The 22,680-nt window shown below is 75.2% G+C and carries 3 protein-coding genes; all 3 read left to right on the top strand.

Annotation, left to right across the window (positions count from 1 at the left end):
* Positions 1 to 71: 71 nt before the first annotated feature.
* Genes CHF16_RS06120 through CHF16_RS06130 form a run of 3 tightly spaced genes read left to right on the top strand, consistent with a single transcriptional unit; the run spans position 72 to position 22,679 of the window.
* Positions 72 to 11,042, top strand: a complete 10,971-nt coding sequence (locus CHF16_RS06120; protein ID WP_089324930.1) for a non-ribosomal peptide synthetase — start codon at positions 72 to 74, stop codon at positions 11,040 to 11,042.
* Positions 11,029 to 18,732, top strand: a complete 7,704-nt coding sequence (locus tag CHF16_RS06125) for a non-ribosomal peptide synthetase (RefSeq protein ID WP_089324931.1) — start codon at positions 11,029 to 11,031, stop codon at positions 18,730 to 18,732. Before CHF16_RS06120 ends, CHF16_RS06125 begins: the two co-directional genes overlap by 14 nt.
* On the top strand, positions 18,729 to 22,679 hold the full coding sequence (locus CHF16_RS06130; protein ID WP_245868251.1) for an amino acid adenylation domain-containing protein: 3,951 nt from the start codon (positions 18,729 to 18,731) through the stop codon (positions 22,677 to 22,679). Before CHF16_RS06125 ends, CHF16_RS06130 begins: the two co-directional genes overlap by 4 nt.
* Position 22,680: the final 1 nt, after the last annotated feature.

Genomic DNA, 22,680 nt, shown 5'->3' on the forward strand with positions numbered 1-22,680 from the left:
CCCGCCGGCGCCCTGCCGGTTCCGGTGCCGGGCGTAAAGGAAACCCCCTTCGACCGGGAAAGTGCCGCTTGATGTCCACCGAGTACGTCCCCCTTTCGGCCGCTCAGCAGAGCGTCTGGTACGCGCAGCAGCTGGCGCCGGAAACGCCGATTCACATCGCGCAGTACATCGAGATCGAGGGACCGCTCGACCACGCCCTGTTCGACCGCGTGGCACGGCTCGGCGCGCACGAGGTGCTCGCGATGAACGCCCGGCTGGCGGAGGTCGACGGCACCGTCCGCCAGGTCCTCGACCCGGACGCCTCGGTGTCGATCCCGCTCGTGGACCTGTCCGGCGAGCCCGACCCGGACGCCGCCGCGCGCGCGTGGATCCGCGCGCGGATGGCCGAGCCGCTGCCGCTGGACGGCGAGCGGCTGTTCCGCACGGCCCTGCTGCGCCTCGCGCCGGACCTGCACCGCTGGTTCATCCGCGCGCACCACATCATCCAGGACGGCTTCTGCGGCCCGATGATCAGCCGCCGCGCCGCCGAGGTCTATACGACGCTCGCGGCCGGCGGCGAGTACGTCCCGGCCGAGCACGGCGACTACCGGGCGCTGCTCGCCGAGGAGGCGGCCTACCGGGAGTCGGAGGCGTTCGAGCGGGACCGCGCCTACTGGACCGAGCGGTTCGCCGACCGTCCGGTGGCGGTGTCGCTGGCGGACGGGACCGCCGAGCCCACCGCCGACTACCTCAGCACGACCGGTCTCGTCCCGCCGGAGGAGACCGCCGCGCTCGCCGCCGGGGCCCGGCGGCTGCGCACCGCCACGCCGGGCCTGGCGATCGCCGCGACCGCCGCGTACGTGGCGCGGATGACCGGCGCCGAGGACGTGATCCTCGGGCTCGCCGTCACCGGCCGCACGACCCGGCTGGCGAAGGAGACGCCGGCGATGATGTCGACGATCCTGCCGCTGCGGGTCCGCGTCGACCCGGGGATGACCGTGGACGGGCTGGTGCGCGCCGCGACCCGGGCGACCGCGCGGGCGCTGCGGCACCAGCGCTACCGCCGCGACGACCTCGTGCGCGACCTGAAGCTGCTCGGCGAGCGGCACCGGCTGTACGGGCCCGTCATCAACATCATGGCGTTCGACTACCGGCTGGACTTCGCGGGCCTGCCGGCGCGGATGCACGCCGTCACGACCGGACCGGTCGACGACCTGTCCATCAACGTCTACGACAACTTCGACGGCGCCGGGCTGCGCGTCGACTTCGACGCGCACCCGGACCTCTATACCGGGGACGAGGTCACCGCGCACCTGCACCGCTACCTCCGGTTCCTGCGCGAGCTCGGGGCGGCCGACCCGGCGACGCCGCTGCGCGACGTGGAACTGCTGGACGGCGCCGAGCGGGACCGCGTCCTGCGCGAGTGGAACGACACGGCGCTGCCGGTCCCGCCCGCCGCCGTCCCGGAGCTGTTCGAGGCGCAGGCCGCCCGCACCCCGGACGCGCCCGCCGTCGCGCACGCCGGCACGACCCTCACCTACCGGGAGCTGGACGAGCGCGCCGGCCGCCTCGCCCGCCGGCTGATCGCCCGCGGCGCCGGCCCCGGCGACTTCGTCGCCCTCGCCCTGCCGCGCGACGAGAACCTCGTCGTCGCGGCGCTCGCGGTGCTGAAGGCGGGCGCGGCCTACCAGCCGGTCGACCTCGCCTACCCGGCCGACCGCATCGCGTTCATGCTGGAGGACGCGTCCCCGGCGTGCGTCATCACGACCCCGGGCACCGACCTGCCCGGCGCGACGCCGCGCCTGGAACTCGACCCGTCCGCCCTCGACGCCCCGCCCGGCGGGGACACCGCGGGCGCGGCCGTGACCGACGCCGACCGGGTCCGGCCGCTGCGGCCCGGCGACGCCGCCTACGTCATCTACACCTCGGGCTCCACGGGACGCCCGAAGGGCGTCGTCGTCTCGCACGCCAGCGCCGCCGACCTGTGCGCGTGGGCGAAGCGGGACTTCGGCCCCGAGCGGCTCGCCCGCGTGCTGTTCTCCACGTCGCTGAACTTCGACGTGTCGGTGTTCGAGTGGCTGGCGCCGCTCACCATGGGCGGCTGTATAGAGGTCGTCCGCGACCTGCTGGAGGTCGCCGAGCGCGGCGGCTGGTCCGGGACGCTCGTCAGCGGCGTGCCGTCGGCGGTGTCGGCGCTGCTCGCCAACGGCGCCCCGAAGCTGGAGGCGGGCGACGTCGTCCTCGCCGGGGAGGCGCTGCCCGCCAGGCTCGTCCACGACCTGCGGGCCCTCCTGCCGGACGCCCGCATCGCCAACATCTACGGCCCGACCGAGGCGACCGTCTACGCGACGGCCTGGTTCGACGACGGCAACACCGCCGGGCACGCCCCGATCGGCCGCCCGATCGCCAACACCCGCGCCTACGTGCTGGACGCCTCGCTCCGGCCCGTCCCCGCCGGTGCGCCCGGCGAGCTGTACCTGGCCGGGGCGGGCCTGGCCCGCGGCTACCTGGACCGGTCCGCGCTCACCGCCGAGCGGTTCGTGGCCTGCCCGTTCGGGGCGCCCGGCGAGCGGATGTACCGCACCGGCGACCTCGCCCGCTGGAACGGCGCCGGGGAGCTGGAGTACCTCGGGCGCCTCGACCACCAGGTGAAGATCCGCGGGTTCCGCATCGAGCCGGGCGAGATCGAGGCGGCGCTCACCCGGCACCCCGCGGTGGGCCAGGCCGTCGTGGTGGACCGCGAGGACCAGCCGGGCGTGCCGCGGCTGATCGCGTACGCGGTCCCGGCGGGCCCCGGTGGCCGTGTCGACCCCGACGAGCTGCGCCGGTTCGCCGCCGAGACGCTGCCCGCGTACATGGTCCCGGCGGCGGTGGTGCCGCTGGACGCGCTGCCGCTGAACCCGAGCGGCAAGCTCGACCGGGCGGCGCTGCCCGCCCCCGACTTCGCGGCGCGGGCGTCGGGCCGCGCGCCGCGCACCCCCGCCGAGAAGCTGCTGGCGGACCTGTTCGCCGAGGTGCTGGGCGTCGCCCGGGTCGGCGCCGACGACGGCTTCTTCGACCTCGGCGGCGACTCGATCATCGCGATGCGGCTGGTGTCGCGGGCGCGGCGGGCGGGCCTGCTGCTGTCGCCGCGCGAGGTGTTCCGGTACCCGACCGTGGAGGCCCTCGCCCAGGTGGCGCGGCCCGCGGACGCCGAGGCGGCGGACGGCGCCGATGCCGCCGAGGAGCCCGGCGCGGGCGTGGGCGAGTTCCCCGCCACCCCGATCATGCGGTGGCTGCGGGACCTCGGCGGCCCGACCGGCGGCTTCAGCCAGAGCATCCTGCTGCGCACCCCGCCCGGTCTCGGCACCGGCCATCTGGCCCGCGCGCTGCAGGCCGTCCTCGACCACCACGACGCACTCCGGATGAGCGTCCCCGCGGGCGGAGACCCGCGGATCACTCCGCCGGGCACTGTGGACGCCGCCGCGTGCGTCCACCGGGTCGACGTCGCCGGAGCCGGCGACGCGGCCCTCGCGGACATCGTCGCGGAGCAGGCCGCCCTCGCGCGGGGGCGGCTGGACCCCGCCTCCGGGACGATGGCGCAGCTCGTCTGGTTCGACGCGGGCGAGGAGGCGCCGGGCCGGCTGCTGGTCGTGCTGCACCACCTGGTGGTGGACGGGGTGTCGTGGCGGATCCTGCTGCCCGACCTGGTCACCGCGTGGGCGGCGAGCACCACCGGAGAGCCCGTCCGGCTCGACGCTCCCGGCACGTCGTTCCGGCGCTGGGCGCTCGCGCTCGCCGAGGAGGCCGCCACCGAGCGGCGGACCGCCGAACTCGCCCTGTGGACCGAGATGCTGCGGACCGAGGACCCGCTCCTCGGCGACCGCCCCCTCGACCCCGCCCGGGACACCCGGGCCACCGCAGGCAGCCTCACCCTCGAACTGGACGAGGCGACCACCTCGGCACTGCTCACCGGCGTGCCCGCCGCGTTCCACGGCCGCGTCAACGACGTCCTGCTCGCGGGACTGGCCCTCGCCGTGGCCGAATGGCGCCGCCGCCGGGGCGCCGCCGGCTCGTCCGTCCTGGTGGACCTCGAAGGCCACGGCCGCGAGGAGCTTCCCGCCGCCCCCGGCGCCGCGGCCCTCGATGTGTCGCGCACGGTCGGCTGGTTCACCAGCATGTTCCCCGTCCGGCTCGACGCGGGCGGCGCCTCGTGGGACGAGGTCCGCGCGGGCGGCCCGGTCGCGGGCGAGGCCGTCCGCGAGGCCAAGGAGCGGCTCCGGACGCTGCCGGACAACGGCCTCGGCTACGGCCTGCTCCGCCACCTGAACGAGGAGACCGGGCGGGAGCTCGCCGCACTGCCCGCGCCGCAGATCGTGCTCAACTACCTCGGCCGGGTCGAGGACGCGGACGGCGACTGGAGCATCGCCGCCGAGGCGGGCGCCCTGGACGGCGGCGGCGACGCCGCGATGCCGCTCGCCCACACCGTGGAGGTCGACGCGGTCGCCCGCGACTCGGCCGCCGGGCCCCGGCTCTCGGCCACCTGGACGTGGGCCGGGCGGATCCTGGACGACGCGGACGCCCGCGAGCTGGCGGACGCCTGGTTCGAAGCGCTCCGGGGCATCGCCGCGCACGTCGCCGCGGGCGGGGGCGGGCACACCCCGTCCGACTTCCCGCTGATCGAGCTGACCCGGGACGAGGTCGCCGAGGTCGCCGCCGCCCATCCCGGGCTGGCCGACCTCTGGCCGCTCTCACCGCTCCAGCAGGGCTTCTACTTCCATGCGCTGCTCGACTCCGGTTCCGACGTCTATACCGCGCAGCTCGTCCTCGACTTCGAGGGCCCGCTCGACACCGCCGCCCTGCGCGCGGCGGGGCAGGGCCTCGTCGACCGGCATCCCGGGCTGAGGGCCGCGTTCGCGCAGACCGGCGACGGCACCCCGGTGCAGATCGTCCTCGGCGCTGCCGAGGCGCCCTTCACCGAGACCGACCTGTCCGGCGCGCCGGACGCGGAGGTCCAGGAGGCCATGACGGCCGAGCGGTCCCGCCCGTTCGACCTCGGACGCCCGCCGCTGCTGCGCTTCGCGCTGCTCCGGCTCGGCCCCGGCCGCCACCGGTTCCTGCTCACCGCCCACCACATCGTGCTGGACGGCTGGTCCATCCCGCTGCTGGCCGGCGAGCTCCTCGCCCTCTACACCGGGCAGGAGCCGCCGCGCACCGCCCCCTACGACGAGCACCTCGCCTGGCTGGACGCCCAGGACGGCGACGCCGCCCGCGACGCGTGGCGGACGGCCCTGGAGGGCCTCGCCGAACCGACCGTGCTGGCCCCGGCCGCCGCCGACCGGGCGCCCGTCCTGCCCGAGCACGTCGTCCTCGACCTGCCCGAGGACCTGTCGGACGGCCTGTCCGCGCAGGCCCGGCGGCACGGCCTGACCCCGAACACCGTCGTGCAGGGCCTGTGGGGGCTGCTGCTCGCGCGGCTCACCGGCCGCGACGACGTGGTGTTCGGCGCCACCGTCTCCGGACGGCCGCCCGAACTGCCCGGATCCGAGCAGATGATCGGGCTGTTCATCAACACGCTGCCGGTCCGGGTCCGCCTCGACGCCGACGAGACCCTGGTCGAGGGCCTCGGCCGCCTCCAGGACGAGCAGTCCCGGCTGTTCGCCCACCACCATCTCGGGCTGGGCGAGATCCAGCGGGCCGCGGGCACCGGCCCGCTGTTCGACACCATGACGGTGTTCGAGAACTACCCGCTCGACGCCGCGCTGCTGGAGGCGGCGTTCGACGGGGTCCGGCTGGCGGGCGCCGACCTGGTCGACGCCACCCACTACCCGCTGACCCTGCTCGCCGTGCCGGGCGAGCGGCTCCGGCTCCGGCTGGAGTACCGGCCCGACGTCTTCGAGCGCGCCACCGCCGAGCGGCTGACCGCGCTGCTGGGCGAGCTCGTCCGGACCCTCGTCACCGAGCCGGACCGCCCGGTCGGCGAGATCCAGCCGGACGGCGCCGACGAGGTGCGCGAGGTGCTGGCCGCGCTCGCCGGCACGGGAGCGCCCGCCGCGGCCCGGCGGGCCGCCGCACCCGGCGCCGCCCGCCTGGTCGCCTACGTCGTCGCCGCACCCGGCGCCGACCTCGACCCCGAGGAGCTGCGCGCCCACGTCCGGGAGAGCCTGCCGGAGTCGATGGTGCCCGCCGTGGTGGTCGTCCTGGACGAGCTGCCGCTCACCCCCAACGGGAAGGTCGACACCAAGGCGCTGCCGAAGCCGGACCTGACCGGCCCCGGCACCGCCTACCGGGCCCCGCGCGACGCCCGCGAGGCCGCCGTCGCCGAGATCGTCGGCGACCTGCTCGGGATCGCCGCGCCCGGCATCGACGACGACTTCTTCGAGCTGGGCGGGGACTCGCTCGTCGCCATGCGCGTCGCGACCCGGATCCGGCGGGCCCTCGGCGTCGAGCTGCCCGTCCGGGCCCTGTTCGAGGCGCCCACCGTCGCCGGCCTCGCCGCGCGGGTCGCCGAGCTGGAGGGCGCGGCCACCGGCCGCCCCCGGCTGGAGCCCCGCGAGCGGCCCGCCGTGCTGCCGCTGTCGTACGCGCAGCAGCGGCAGTGGTTCCTCAACCGGTTCGAGGGGCCGTCCGCGACCTACAACATGCCGGTCGCGCTGCGCATCCGCGGCCCCCTGGACGCGGACGCGCTCCGCGCCGCGATCGGCGACCTGGTGGAGCGGCACGAGACGCTCCGCACCGTCCTGCCGGACGCCGGGGGAGTACCGCGCCAGGTCGTCCTGGACCCGGCCGCCGCCCGCCCCGAGCTGGAGGTCGCCGAGACCACCGCCGCCGAGCTCCCGGCCCGGCTCGCCATGGCCGCCGGGTACGCGTTCGACATCACCGCCGAGCCGCCGCTGCGCACCCACCTGTTCCGGATCGCCGAGGACGAGCACGTCGCGCTGCTCCTCCTGCACCACGTCGGCGGCGACGGCTGGTCGATGGCGCCGCTCGCCCGCGACCTGCTCACCGCCTACGCGGCCCGCACCGGCGGCACCGCGCCGGACTGGGCGCCGCTGCCCGTCCAGTACGCCGACTACACGCTCTGGCAGCGGGACCTGCTCGGCTCGGAGGACGACCCGGACAGCCTGATCTCGCGGCAGATCGCCTACTGGCGGGACGCCCTGGCGGGGCTGCCGGAGGAACTCCCGCTGCCGACCGACCGGCCTCGCCCGGCCGAGGCGTCCTACCGGGGCGGGACGGAGCGGTTCCGGCTCGGCGGCGACGTGCGAGACGCCCTCCTCGGCATCGCACGGGAGACCGGAGCGAGCCCGTTCATGGTCGCCCAGGCGGCGTTCGCCGCACTGCTGACGCGGCTCGGCGCGGGGACGGACGTGCCGATCGGCTCGCCGATCGCGGGGCGGACGGACGAGGCGCTGGACGACCTGGTCGGCATGTTCGTGAACATGCTCGTCTTCCGCACCGACACCTCCGGGGACCCGTCGTTCCGGGAGCTGATCGGGCGCGTCAAGGAGACCGACCTCGCCGCCTACGCGCACCAGGACGTCCCGTTCGAGCGGCTCGTCGAGGTGCTGAACCCGCCGCGCCACCTGGCCCGCCACCCGCTGTTCCAGGTCGGCCTGACGTTCCAGAACAACCCCGAGGCGCGGCTGGAGATGCCCGGCTTCACCGCCGAACCGGAGCCCCTCGCGGCCGGCGCGTCCCGGTTCGACCTGCTGATGGTCCTCACCGAGCGGGAGGACGGGTTCGACGGCGAGCTGGAGTACGCCCTCGACCTGTACGACCCGGCCACCGCGCGGCGGCTCGCCGAGCGGTTCGAGCGGTACCTGTCCGCGCTGCTCGCCGACCCGGACGCGCCCATCGGCCGCGCGGACGTCCTGGCGGCGGAGGAGCGGGCGGCGATCCTCGGCGAATGGGCCGGGGGCCGCGCCGCGGCCGCGGAGCGGGCGACGATCCCGGCGCTGTTCGAGGCGCGGGCGGCGGCGCGTCCGGATGCTCCGGCGGTCACGTTCGAGGGTGTGACATGGACGTACGGCGAGGTGAACGCGAAGGCGAACCGCCTGGCGCGCAAGCTGGCCGAGCGCGGTGTCGGTCCTGAGCAGTTCGTGGCGCTGGCGCTGCCGCGTTCGGCGGATCTCGTCGTGGCGATCCTGGCGGTCTTGAAGGCGGGCGCGGCGTACGTGCCGATCGACCCGGACTATCCGGAAGACCGCATCGCGTACATGGTCGATGACGCGCGCCCCGTCCTGGCCCTCCGCCCGGAAGATCTGGACGCCGACGGCTACGACGACGCCAACCTCGATGTGGCGGTCTCACCGGACCATCCGGCGTACGTCATCTACACGTCGGGTTCGACGGGCCGTCCGAAGGGCGTGGTGATCCCGCACCAGAACGTCGTGCGGTTGCTGCGTTCGACGGAGGGGTGGTTCGGGTTCGGCCCCGACGACGTGTGGACGCTGTTCCACTCGTACGCGTTCGACTTCTCGGTCTGGGAGCTGTGGGGTTCGCTGCTCTACGGCGGGCGTCTCGTCGTCGTGCCGTACCTGACGTCGCGTTCGCCGGAGGAGTTCCTGGCGCTGCTGGCCACCGAGAAGGTGACCGTCCTCAACCAGACGCCGTCGGCGTTCTACCAGCTGATGGCCGCCGACCGGGACAACCCGGGCACCGATCTGGCGCTCCGCTACATCGTGTTCGGCGGCGAGGCACTGGAACTGGGGCGCCTTGAGGACTGGTACTCGCGGCACCCCGAGGACGCGCCGACGCTGGTCAACATGTACGGCATCACCGAGACCACGGTGCACGTCTCGTACATCGCGCTCGACCGCGCCTACGCGGCGACCGCGCCCGGCAGCGTCATCGGGACCGGCATCCCCGACCTGCGCGTCTACGTCCTCGATGAGCGCCTCCAGCCCGTCCCGCCCGGCGTGGTCGGGGAGCTGTACGTGGCGGGCGCGGGCCTGGCGCGCGGTTACCTGCACCGGCCCGGCCTGTCGGCGGAGCGGTTCGTCGCCGACCCGTACGGGGCGCCCGGCACCCGCATGTACCGGACGGGCGACGTCGGGCGGTGGCTGGACGGCGGCCGCCTCGAATACCTCGGCCGCAGCGACCAGCAGGTGCAGCTGCGCGGCTTCCGGATCGAGCTGGGCGAGGTCGAGTCGGTCCTCGCCCGCCACGACGCCGTCTCCGACGTCGCCGTGGCCGTCCGCGACGAGCGCCTCGTCGCCTACGTCGCCGGCTCGGGCGTCGACCCGTCCGACCTGCGCCGCTTCGCGGGCCGGGAGCTGCCCGACTACATGCTCCCCGCCGTGGTCGTCGAGCTGGACGCCCTCCCGCTCACCGTCAACGGCAAGCTCGACCGGGCGGCGCTGCCCGCGCCCGACTTCGCGGCGAAGGTGTCGTCCCGCACCGCGCGCACTCCGGAGGAGGAGACACTTTCCCGGTTGTTCGCGGAGGTGCTGGGTCTGGAGCGGGTCGGGATCGACGACGGGTTCTTCGATCTGGGCGGTGACTCGATCATCGCGATCCAGCTCGTCTCGCGCGCCCGCCAGTCGGGCCTGGTGATCACGCCTCGCGACGTGTTCCAGCACCAGACCGTCGAGGAGCTGGCCGCCGTCGCGCGCCCCACGGGCGAAGGCGAGCAGGTCGAGGCCGAGGCCCCCGGCAGCGGCGTCGGCCCGGTCCCGATCACGCCGATCGTGGCGTGGCTGCGCGAGCGGGTCGGCGGCGACACCGCGCTGATCCGGCGCTTCCACCAGTCGGCGCTGCTGCGCACCCCGCCGGACCTCGGCGCCGAACGGCTGACCGCCGCGCTCCAGACCCTCCTGGACCACCACGACATGCTCCGCCTCCGCCTGGACGGCTGGCAGCCCGTCGTCCGACCGCCCGGCTCGTGCGACGCGGCCGCCCTGGTCACCCGGGTGGACGTCGCGGGGATGGACGCCGACAAGCTCCAGTCCGTCATCACCGAGCAGGCCACCGCCGCCCGCGACCGCCTCGACCCGGCCGCCGGGACGGTGGCGCAGCTCGTCTGGTTCGACGCGGGCCGGGAGCAGGGCCGGCTCCTCCTCGTCCTGCACCACCTGGTCGTGGACGGGGTGTCGTGGCGGATCCTGCTGCCCGACCTGGTCACCGCGTGGGCCGGGGGAGACCTCGACCCCGTCCCGACCTCGTTCCGCCGCTGGGCGCAGAAGCTCACCGCGGCCGAGCGGGACGAGGACGAGCTGGAGGACTGGCTCGACATCGTCGACGGCCCGCCGCAGAACATCGCGAAGCGGCCGCTCGACCCCCGCGCGGACACCGCGGCCCGCGCCCGCTCGGTCACCCTCGACCTGCCCGCCGACGTCACCGGGCCGCTGCTCACCGACGTCCCGGCGTCGGTCCACGGGCGCGTCAACGACGTGCTGCTCACCGGCCTCGCGCTCGCCGTCGCGCGGTGGCGCCGGCACCGGGGCGGGCGCGGCACCGGCGTCCTGGTCGACCTGGAGGGCCACGGCCGCGAGGACGTCGTCCCCGGCGCCGACGTCTCCCGCACCGCCGGCTGGTTCACCTCCATCCACCCCGTCCGGCTGGACGCGGGCAACGCGACCGGGACCGCCGCGCTCAAGGCGGTGAAGGAGCAGCTCCGGGCCGTCCCGGACGGCGGCATCGGGTACGGCCTGCTGCGCCACGGCGGCGGCGAGGCCGCCGAGGAGCTGGCCGCCGCCCCGCCCGCGCAGATCGCCTTCAACTACCTCGGCCGCGTCGACGCCGGGGACGAGGGCGGCGACTGGACGCTCGCCGCCGAGGAGCTGCCCGCCGGGGAGGACCCCGCGATGCCGCTCGCCCACGTCCTGGAGATCAACGCCGTCACCCGCGACCGGCCCGGCGGGCCGGTGCTGTCGGCGACGTGGACGTGGCCGGGCGGGCTGCTGGAGGCGGCCGACGTCCGGGAGCTGGCCGAGGGCTGGTTCGCCGCGCTGCGCGGCCTCGCCGAGGCCGCCGCCGGGGACGCGGCCGGCTTCACCCCGTCCGACCTGCTCGTCGACCTGGACCAGGCCGAGATCGACAAGCTGCAGACCGCGTGGAGGCAGAATCGTGAACAGGGGTGACCTCGAGGACATCCTGCCGCTGTCGCCGTTGCAGCAGGGTTTCTTCTTCCACGCCCTCTTCGACGCGGGCGACGCCGACGTCTACACGGCCCAGCTCGTCCTCGACCTGGAGGGGCCCCTGGACGCGGGCGCGCTGCGCACCGCCGCCGGGACGCTGCTGCGCCGGCACGCGAACCTGCGCGCCGCGTTCTGGCACGAGGACCTGTCGCGCCCCGTCCAGGTGATCCCGCGCACGGTCGAGCTGCCGTGGGAGGAGGTCACCGCGTCCGGCGCGGAGGCCGACGCCGTCGTGGCGCGGGAGCGCGCGCGGGGCTTCGACATGACCGCGCCGCCGCTGCTGCGGTTCGTGCTCGTCCGGATGGGCCCCGAACGGTCCCGGCTGATCCTGACGAACCACCACATCCTGCTGGACGGCTGGTCGACGCCGGTCCTCGCGACCGAGCTGTTCCTGCTCTACATGCAGGGCGGCCACGACACGGGGATGCCGCGCGTCACCCCGTACAAGAACTACCTGGCGTGGCTCGCGAAGCAGGACCGCGCCGCCGCCGAGGAGGCGTGGCGCCGCGCCCTCGCCGGGGTGGACGAGCCCAGCCTCGTCGCCCCGGAGGCCGCCGGGCGGGCGCCCGAGCCCCCGCGGCCGACCGCCACCGAACTCGACGAGCGGACGACCCGCCGCCTCACCCGCGCGGCGCGCCGCCACGGCGCCACGCTGAGCACCGTCCTGCAGGGCGCCTGGGGCCTCGTCCTGGGCCGCCTGCTCGGCCGGGACGACGTCGTGTTCGGCTCGACCGTGTCCGGCCGGCCGCCGGAGCTGCCCGGCGTCGAGCAGATGATCGGCCTGTTCATCAACACGCTGCCCGTCCGCGTCCGCTACCGGATGGACGAGCCGCTCGGCGCCCTCATGGAGCGCCTGCAGGACGAGCAGACCGAACTCCTCGCCCACCACCACCTCGGCCTCACCGACATCCAGCGCGCGGCGGGCCACGGCGGGGGCGCCCTGTTCGACACGATGACGGTGCTGGAGAACTACCCGTTCGACCCGTCCTCGATGGACGGCTCCCTCAACGGCGTCCGCATCACCGGGGTCGACTCCTACGACGCGACCCACTTCCCCCTGTCGTTCGTCGCCCTGCCCGGGGAGCGGCTGTCGCTGCGCCTGCACTACCGGCCCGACGTCTACGAGCAGGCGGCGGTGGAGGCGATCCTCGCCCGGATCCGCCGCGTCCTGGAGGCGTTCGCCGAGGACTCCGGCCGCCTGATCGGCGCCGTGGACCTCGCGGGGGAGGGCGTGCGGTCCCGGCTGGAGCGCTGGAACGACACGGCGGGCGACGTCCCGTCCGGCACCCTCCCGGCGCTGTTCGAGACGCGGGCCGCCCGCACGCCGTCCGACGTGGCGCTCGTCTGCGGCGACGCGCGGCTGACCTACGCGGAGCTGAACGAGCGCGCCAACCGGCTCGCCCACGAGCTGATCGCGCGGGGGATCGGGCCGGAGGACCGCGTCGCGCTCGTCCTGCCGCGCACGCCCGAGATCGTCGTGGCGATCCTCGGCGTGCTCAAGGCGGGCGCCGCGTACGTTCCGATCGACCCCGAGTACCCGTCCGACCGCATCGACCACATGCTGTCCGACGCCCGTCCCGCCCTCACCATCACCGCCGGGGGCTTCCCGGACACGAGCGGGCGGCCCGCGCACGACCCGTCCGACGCCGAGCGGGTCCGGGCGCTGCGCCGGGACAACGCCGCCTACGTCATCTACACGTCGGGGTCCACCGGGCGGCCCAAGGGCGTGACCGTCCCGCACCTGGGCGTGCTCAACTACTTCGAGGCGCACCGGGACGCGTTCATCGACCCGGCGGTGCGGGACGCCGGCGGGCGGCGGATGCGGTTCGCGCACCTGGCGTCGTTCTCGTTCGACACGTCCTGGATGGGCCTGCTCTGGATGATGTACGGCCACGAGCTGCACCTCATCGGCGACGAGACCCGCCGCGACGTCGAGGCGTTCGCCGACTATGTGGCGCGCGCGCAGATCGACCTGGTGAACACCACCCCGTCGCACTTCACCTCGCTCCGCGAAGCGGGGCTGCTGGACGCCGACGGGCGGCACGTGCCCTCGCATCTCCTCCTCGGCGGCGAGGCCGTCGGTGAGAACCTGTGGGCCGAACTCCGCGCGACCCCCGGCGTCACCGCCCGCAACTTCTACGGGCCCACCGAGTCGACCGTCGACACCATGAACCAGCTCGTCGCGCTCAGCGAGCACCCGTCGATCGGCGGCCCCTACCGCAACACCCGCGCCTACGTGCTGGACGCCGCGCTCCAGCCCGTCCCGGCGGGGCTGCCCGGCGAGCTGTACCTGGCGGGCGCCCAGCTCGCCCGCGGCTACCTCGGCCGTCCCGCGCTGACCGCCGAGCGGTTCGTCGCCGACCCGTTCGGCGCGCCCGGCGACCGCATGTACCGGACCGGCGACCTGGCCCGGTGGCGCCCGGACGGCACCGTCGAGTACCTCGGCCGCGCCGACGACCAGGTGAAGATCCGCGGGTTCCGGGTGGAGCCCGGCGAGATCGAGAACGTCATCGCCGGATGCGCGGGCGTCGTGCACGCGGCCGTCGTCGTCCGCGAGGACCGGCCCGGCGACAAGCGCCTCGCCGCCTACGTCGTGGGACCGGACGCCGACGCCGCCGCCGTCCGCCGGTACGCGGCCGAGCGGCTCCCCGGCCACATGGTCCCGGCCGTCACCGTCCTGGACGCGCTGCCGCTGACCGTGAACGGCAAGCTCGACCGCGCCGCGCTGCCCGCCCCGGGAACCGGTACCGGCACCGGCGGGAGCCGCGCCCCGCGGACGCCGCGCGAGGAGATCCTCTGCGGGCTGTTCGCCGAGGTCCTCGGCGTGCCGCGGGTCGGCGTGGACGACGGCTTCTTCGAGCTCGGCGGCGACTCGCTCACCGCGACCCGGCTGGCCGGCCGGATCCGCTCCGCGCTCGGCGCCGAACTGCCGGTCCGGGCGCTGTTCGAGGCGCCGACCCCGGCCGGCCTCGCCGAGCGCCTCGCCGCCGCCGGGAGCGGCGGCGTCCGGCCGCCGCTGGTGCGGGCCGAGCGTCCCGAGGTCGTGCCGCTGTCGTACGCGCAGCAGCGGCTCTGGTTCCTCAACCGGTTCGAGGGGCCGTCCGCGACGTTCAACCTGCCGGTCGCGCTGCGCCTCGACGGCGCGCTCGACGTGGACGCGCTCCGCGCCGCCCTCGCCGACGTGGTGGCCCGGCACGAGCCGCTCCGCACGATCTTCCCGGACGGGTCCGGGACGGCCCGGCAGCTCGTCCTCGAACCGGCCGCCGCGCGCCCCCGCCTCGACGTCACCGAGACCTCCGAGGCGGCGCTCCCGGCGGCGCTGGCCGCCGAGGCCGGGCGCGGCTTCGACCTGTCGGTGGAACCGCCGCTGCGCGCCCGGCTGTTCGCCCTCGGCGGCGACGCGCACGTCCTGATGCTCGTCCTGCACCACATCGCCTCGGACGGCTGGTCGATGGCGCCGCTCGCCCGCGACGTGATCCTCGCCTACGCCGCCCGCGCGGAGGGCCGGGAGCCGGACTGGGCGCCGCTGCCCGTCCAGTACGCCGACTACACGCTCTGGCAGCGCGAGCTGTTCGGCTCGGAGGAGGACCCGGACAGCCTGATCTCGCGGCAGATCGCCTACTGGCGGGACGCTCTGGCGGGGCTGCCGGAGGAACTCCCGCTGCCGTCCGACCGGCCGCGCCCGGCGGAGGCGTCCTACCGCGGCGGGACGCACGCCTTCGAGCTGGACGCCGACCTGCACGCCGCGCTCCTGGCCCTCGCCCGCGAGAACGGCGCGACCCTGTTCATGGTCATGCAGGCCGCCTACGCCGCGCTGCTGACGCGCCTCGGCGCGGGGACGGACGTGCCGATCGGCTCGCCGATCGCGGGCCGGACGGACGAGGCCCTGGACGACCTGGTCGGCATGTTCGTGAACATGCTCGTCCTGCGCACCGACACCTCCGGGGACCCGTCGTTCCGGGAGCTGATCGGGCGGGTCAAGGAGACCGACCTCGCCGCCTACGCGCACCAGGACCTGCCGTTCGAGCGGCTCGTCGAGGTGCTGAACCCGGCGCGGTCGATGGCGCGGCACCCGCTGTTCCAGGTCGCCCTGTCGTTCCAGAACAACCCCGAGGCGCGGCTGGAGATGGACGGGCTCACCGGCGGCCCCGAACCCCTCGTCTCGGGCGCCGCCAAGTACGACCTGTCCCTCTACCTGGAGGAGCGGCACGGCGACGGCGGCGCGCCCGGCGGCATCGACGCCGGGCTCGAATACGCCCTCGACCTCTTCGACCCCGCCACGGCCGTCTCCATCGCGGACCGCTTCGAGCGGCTCCTCCGCGAGCTGGTCGCCGACCCCGACGCGCCCGTCACCACCGCCGAGATCCTCGACCGGGGCGAGCGCCGCACGCTGCTGCGCCGCTGGGCCGGAGGCAAGGGCGGAGACGTGGAGCGGGCGACGATCCCGGCGCTGTTCGAGGCGCGGGCGGCGGCGCGTCCGGATGCTCCGGCGGTCACGTTCGAGGGTGTGACGTGGACGTACGGCGAGGTGAACGCGAGGGCGAACCGCCTGGCGCACCGGCTCGTCGAGCGGGGCGTCGGTCCTGAGCAGTTCGTGGCGCTGGCGCTGCCGCGCTCGGCCGATCTCGTCGTGGCGATCCTGGCGGTGCTGAAGGCGGGCGCGGCGTACGTGCCGATCGACCCGGACTACCCGGAAGACCGCATCGCCTACATGGTGGAGGACGCCCGCCCCGTCCTCACCCTCGGCCCGGACGACCTCGATGCCCCCGGACGACCGGAGACGAACCCCGGCGTCGCCATCGACCCCGACCACCCGGCGTACGTCATCTACACGTCGGGTTCGACGGGCCGTCCGAAGGGCGTGGTGATCCCGCACCAGAACGTCGTGCGGTTGCTGCGTTCGACGGAGGGGTGGTTCGGGTTCGGTCCCGACGACGTGTGGACGCTGTTCCACTCGTACGCGTTCGACTTCTCAGTCTGGGAGCTGTGGGGCTCGCTGCTCTATGGCGGGCGTCTCGTCGTCGTTCCCTACCTGACCTCGCGCTCGCCTGACGACTTCCTCCGCCTGCTGGCGGCGGAGCGAGTGACCGTCCTCAACCAGACGCCGTCGGCGTTCTACCAGCTGATGGCCGCCGACCGGGACAACCCCGCAACCGATCTGGCGCTCCGCTACATCGTGTTCGGCGGCGAGGCCCTCGACCTCGGCCGCCTTGAGGACTGGTACTCCCGGCACCCCGAGGACGCGCCGACGCTGGTCAACATGTACGGCATCACCGAGACCACGGTGCACGTCTCGTACATCGCGCTCGACCGCGTCCACGCCGCCACCGCACCCGGCAGCATCATCGGCACAGGCATCCCCGACCTGCGCGTCTACGTCCTCGACCACCGCCTCCAGCCCGTCCCGCCCGGCGTGGTCGGGGAGCTGTACGTGGCGGGCGCCGGCCTGGCGCGCGGCTACCTGAACCGGCCCGGCCTGTCGGCGGAGCGGTTCGTCGCCGACCCGTACGGGGCGCCCGGCACCCGCATGTACCGGACAGGCGACCTCGGCCGCTGGCGCCGCGACGGCGTCCTGGAGTACCTCGGCCGGGCAGACCAGCAGGTGCAGTTGCGCGGCTTCAGGATCGAGCTGGGCGAGGTCCAGGCCGTCCTGACCAAGCACGAAGCGGTCAAGGACGCGGCCGTGGTGGTCCGCGACGAGCGCCTCGTCGCCTACGTCGCCGGTGACGGCATCGACGCCGCCGACCTGCGCCGCTTCGCCGGCCGGGACCTCCCCGACTACATGGTCCCGGCGGCCGTCGTCGAGCTGGACGCCCTCCCGCTGACGTCGAACGGGAAACTCGACCGGGCGGCGCTGCCCGCGCCCGATTTCTCCGCGAAGGTGTCGTCCCGCACGCCGCGCACTCCGGAGGAGGAGACCCTCTCCCGGTTGTTCGCGGAGGTGCTCGGTCTGGAGCGGGTCGGGATCGACGACGGGTTCTTCGATCTGGGCGGTGACTCGATCATCGCGATCCAGCTCGTCTCGCGCGCCCGCCAGTCCGGCCTGGTCATCACGCCTCGCGACGTGTTCCAGCACCAGACCGTCGAGGAGCTGGCCGCCGTCGCGCGCCCCACGGGCGAAGGCGAGCAGGTCGAGGCCGAGGCGCCCGGCGCGGGCATCGGACGCGTCCCCGCGACCCCGATCATGCGCTGGTTCCAGGAGCTGAACGGGCCTGTCGACGGGTACAGCCAGCGGATGCTCCTCCAGGTCCCGCCGGGCCTCGGCGTGGACGAGCTGGCCAGGGCGCTCCAGACCCTCCTCGACCACCACGACATGCTCCGCCTCCGCGTGGACGGCACCGAGTTCGAGGTCGCCGAGCCCGGCGCGGTCGACGCCGCGCCGCTCGTCCGCCGCGTGGACGTGGCGGGCCTGGACACCGGGGCGCTCCGCGCCGTCCTCGCCGAGGAGGCCGAGGAGGCGCGCCGCCGCCTCGACCCGGCCGCCGGGACGATGGCGCAGCTCGTCTGGTTCGACGCGGGCCCCGCCGCCTCCGGACGCCTCCTGCTCACCCTCCACCACCTGGTCGTGGACGGGGTGTCGTGGCGGATCCTGCTGCCCGACCTGGTCACCGCGTGGGCCGGGGGAGACCTCGACCCCGTACCGACCTCGTTCCGCCGCTGGGCGCAGCGCCTCGCCGCCGAGGCGTCCGACCCCGCCCGCACCGCCGAGCTGCCGCTCTGGGAGGACGTCCTCGCCACCCCCGACCCGGTCCTCGGCACCCGACCGCTCGACCCGGCCGCCGACACGTTCGGGACGGCGCGGCACCTCACCCTCGGCCTGCCCGCCGACGTGACCGGGCCCCTGCTCACCGAGGTCCCCGCCGCGTTCCACGGGCGCGTCAACGACGTGCTGCTCACCGGCCTCGCCCTCGCCGTCGCCGAATGGCGGCGCGAGCGCGGCACCTGCGAGGAGACCGCCGTGCTCATCGACCTCGAAGGGCACGGGCGCGAGGAGGTCGTCCCCGGCGTCGACCTGTCCCGCACCGCCGGCTGGTTCACCTCCGTCTACCCGGTGCGCCTGGACGCCGGATGGGTCGAGCCCGCCGACGTCCGCGAGGGCGGCCAGGCCGTGGGCACCGCCCTCAAGCGGGTCAAGGAGCAGCTCCGCGAGATCCCCGACAACGGCATCGGGTTCGGGCTGCTCCGCCACCTCAACCCCGCGGCGGGCGAGCGGCTGCGCGGCGCGCACCCGCAGATCGCGTTCAACTACCTCGGGCGGACCGCCGTGCCCGAGGCCACCGACTGGGGCCCGGCCGGGCCCGCCGACAACGACGCCCTCGGCACCGGGCAGGACGCGGCGCTCGGCCTCGTCCACGCCATCGAGGTCAACGCGCACACCCGCGACCTGCCGGGCGGGCCCGAGCTGTCCGCGACGTGGACGTGGGCCGGGGACCTGTTCGACGCCGCCGCGGTCGAGGACCTCGCCGGCCGCTGGTACGCGGCCCTGCGCGGCCTCGTCGCGCACGTCGTCGACGGCGCCGCCGAGGGGCCCGTCGGCGGGTTCACCCCGTCCGACCTGTCCCTGGTCGACGTCAGCCAGGACGAGATCGACGAGCTCGCCGCCGAGCTCGACGGTGAATGGGAGCTGGATTGAGCAAGTCGCAGCTTGAGGACATCCTCCCGCTGTCCCCGTTGCAGCAGGGCCTGTTCTTCCACGCCCTGTACGACTCCGGCCACGACGTGTACACCGCGCAGATCGTGCTCGACCTGCGCGGCCCCCTCGACGCCGACGCGCTCAAGGCCGCCGCGCGGACCCTGCTGCGGCGGCACGCGAACCTGCGCGCCGGGTTCCGGCAGCGCAAGGAGGGGTCGCCGGTCCAGGTCGTCCACCGCGCGGTGCGGCTGCCCTGGCAGGACGAGGACCTGTCCGCCCTGGCCTTGCCCGACCGCGAGGCCAGGGCCCGCGAACTCGCCGGCGCCGAGCGCACCCGGCCGTTCGACATGGCGAAGCCGCCGCTGCTGCGGTTCATGCTCATCAAGATGGCGGACGACCTGCACCGCATGGTGTTCACCAACCACCACATCCTGCTGGACGGCTGGTCCACGCCCGTCCTGCAGACCGAGCTGTTCGCGCTGTACCTCGCCAAGGGCGACGACACCGGCATGCCGCGCGTCGCCCCCTACAAGAACTACCTGGCGTGGCTCGCCGCCCAGGACCGGGCCGCCGCCGAGGACGCCTGGCGCCGCTCCCTCCACGGCGTCGAGGAACCCACCCTCGTCGCGCCCGGCGCGCCCGAGCCCGCCCCTGGCGACGGCACTCCCGGGCGCATCCGGACCCGTCTCACCGAGGAGCTGACCAGCGCACTCAGCGCGCGCGCCCGCGCCGAAGGCGTCACCCTCAACACGGTCTTGCAGCTTGCCTGGGGCACGCTGCTCAGCACCCTCACCGGCTCCACCGATGTCGTGTTCGGCGCCGCCGTGTCCGGCCGCCCGCCCGAGCTGCCCGGCGTCGAGCAGATGATCGGCCTGTTCATCAACACGCTGCCGATCCGCGTCCGCGTGCGCCCCGCCGACACCGTCGCCGAGGCCCTCGCCCGCCTCCAGGACGAGCAGGCCGCGCTGATGCCGCACCACCACCTCGGCCTCGCCGACATCCAGCGGCTCACCGGCGCCGGGACGCTGTTCGACACGATGACCGTCCTGGAGAACTACCCGTTCGACCCCGACGCCGCCGGCGCCGACCTCGGCGGCCTCACCCTCCACGACGTGGACGGCTACGACGCCACCCACTACCCGCTGACGTTCGCCGCCGTCCCCGGCCGCGGCCTGTCGCTGCGCATCGACCACCGGCCCGACCTGTTCACCGCCGAGGACGCCGAGCGGCTGATGCGGCGCCTGCTGCGCGTCCTGGAGGCCGTCGCGCACCGGCCCGGCCTGCCCCTCGGCCGCCTCGGCGTCCTCGACGACGAGGAGCGCGCCGACCTCCTGGAGAACTGGCAGGGCCCCCGCACCGGCCGCGCGCCCGGCACCCTCACCGGCCGCTTCGCCGAGCAGTGCGCGCGGACCCCGGACGCCGCCGCCGTCCGCGCGGGCGGCGCGTCCCTCACCTACGCCGAGCTGGACGCCCGCGCGAACCGGCTCGCGAACCGGCTGATCGCGCTCGGCGTCCGCCGCGAGTCCCGCGTCGCGATGCTGCTCGAACGGTCCGCGGACGTCGCCGTCGCGTCCCTGGCGGTGCTCAAGGCGGGCGGCGCCTACGCGCCGCTGCACCCCGACCAGCCCGCCGACCGGATCGCGTGGGCGATCGGCGAGGTCGGCGCGCCCGTCCTGCTCGTCGACGGCGCGATGCGCGACCGCGCCGCCGCCCTCGGCACCGGCGCCCGGATCATCGCCGTGGACGACCCCGAGACCGCCGCCGCGCCCGCCGCCGACCCGGCCGTGCCGTGCCACCCGGACCAGCTCGCCTGCGTGTTCTTCACCTCCGGCTCCACCGGCCTGCCCAAGGGCGTCATGGTCGTGCACCGCGACGCCGTCGACCTCGCCACGGACGGCCGGCTCCGCGGCGGCGCCCACGAGCGCGTCCTCGTCCACTCCTCGCACGCCTTCGACGCCTCCACCTACGAGCTGTGGACGCCCCTGCTGAACGGCGGCACCGCCGTCTTCGCGCCGCCCGGCCCGCTGGACGGCGCCGCCCTCGAAGAGCTCATCGCCGGCGAGGACCTCACCGCCGCCTTCCTCACCACCACCCTGTTCAACCTCGTCGCCGAGGAGCGGCCGCACGCCTTCGCGCGGCTCCGCGAGGTGCTGACCGGCGGGGAGGCGGGGTCGCCCGCCGCGATGCGCAAGGTCCTCTCCGCCTGCCCGGACACCGAGGTCGTCCACATGTACGGGCCCACCGAGGCCACCACGTACGCGACCGCCGCGCCGCAGCGCGCGCCCCTCGCCGACCCCGCCGAGCGGACGCCCGTGCTCGGCCGCCCCTACGACGATATGCGCGTGTACGTGCTGGACCAGGGGCTGCGGCCCGTCCCGCCCGGCGTCGTCGGCGAGGCGTACATCGCCGGGTCCGGGGTGGCCCGCGGCTACCTGGGGCGGCCCGCGCTCACCGCCGAGCGGTTCGTGCCCGACCCGTTCGCCGCGCCCGGCGAGCGCATGTACCGCACCGGCGACCTCGTCCGGTGGCGGCCGGACGGGAACCTGGAGTACGTCGACCGCGCCGACTTCCAGGTCAAGATCCGCGGGTTCCGGATCGAGCTGGGCGAGGTGGAGGCGGCGATCGCCGCGCACCCCGACGTCGCCAACGTCGCCGTCGTCGCCCGCGAGGAGGCCCCCGGCCACAAGGCCCTCGTCGCCTACGTCATCGCGCCCGCGCTGCCGTCCGGCGACTCCCCGAACGCCGCCGGCGCCGTGCGGGCGGCCGACGCGCTCCGCGCGTTCGTCCGGGAGCGGCTGCCGGAGTACATGGTGCCCGCCGCGTTCGTCCTGATGGACACCTTCCCGGTCGGCCCGACCGGCAAGCTCGACCGGCGGGCGCTGCCCGCCCCCGACTACTCCGGCGCCGCCGCCGGGCGCGCGCCGCGCACCCCCGACGAGGAGCGGCTGTGCGCGGTCTTCGCCGAGGTGCTCGGCCTCGACCGGGTCGCGGCCGACGCCAGCTTCTTCGACCTCGGCGGCGACAGCATCGCCGCGCTGAAGCTCGTCACCCGCGCCCGCCAGGCCGGGGTCGAGCTGACGCCCCGCGACGTGTTCACCCACCAGACCGTCGAAGCGCTCGTCAGGGCGGGCGACCCCGGCGACCGCATCGGTTTCGAGGTGCTGCTGCCGATCCGGACGACCGGGTCGCGCCCGCCGGTGTTCTTCGTCCACCCCGCGGGCGGCCTCGCCTGGCCGTACCTGCAGTTCCAGCGGTACCTCGGCCCCGACCAGCCCGCCTACGGCCTCCAGGCGCGCGCGTTCACGCGGTCCGACCTGCCCGGCTCCGTCGCGGAGATGGCCGCGGACTATCTGGAGCAGATCCGCTCCGTGCGTCCCTCGGGGCCCTACCACCTGGTCGGCTGGTCCCTCGGCGGGCTCGTCGCCTACGAGATGGCCGTCCGGCTCCAGGCCGCCGGCGAGGACGTCGGACTGCTCGCGCTCATCGACTCCTACCACGGCCAGGACCTCGCGGGCGACCAGCGGGAGATCCTGCACGAACTGCTGCAGGGCATCGGCGTCGACGCGCGGGCGCTCGCGCCGGACGGCAACCCCGACATGAAGCAGATCATGGAGATCCTCGCCGAGCGCGACGACGCCCTCGCCACCCTCGGCGAGGACGACCTGGTCAACGTCTACCGCAACTACGAGAACGGCCTCAGCCAGGCCGAGGAGTACCGGCCGGGCCGGTTCCGCGGCGACCTCGTGTTCTTCACCGCGCTCCGGGGCCGCACCGCGGAATCGCCCACCGGGCGGTCCAACTGGGGCCCCCTCGTCGACGGGGAGATCGAGGACTACCCGGTCGACGTCGAGCACCACCTGCTCCTGGAACCGGAACCGGCCGCCGAGATGGGCGCCGTCCTGGCCGCCAAGCTCGACAAACTGCACAGCGGAACGCGGGAGCACTGAA

This window comes from Actinomadura meyerae, assembly GCF_900188445.1.
Taxonomy (GTDB): Bacteria; Actinomycetota; Actinomycetes; order Streptosporangiales; family Streptosporangiaceae; genus Spirillospora; species Spirillospora meyerae.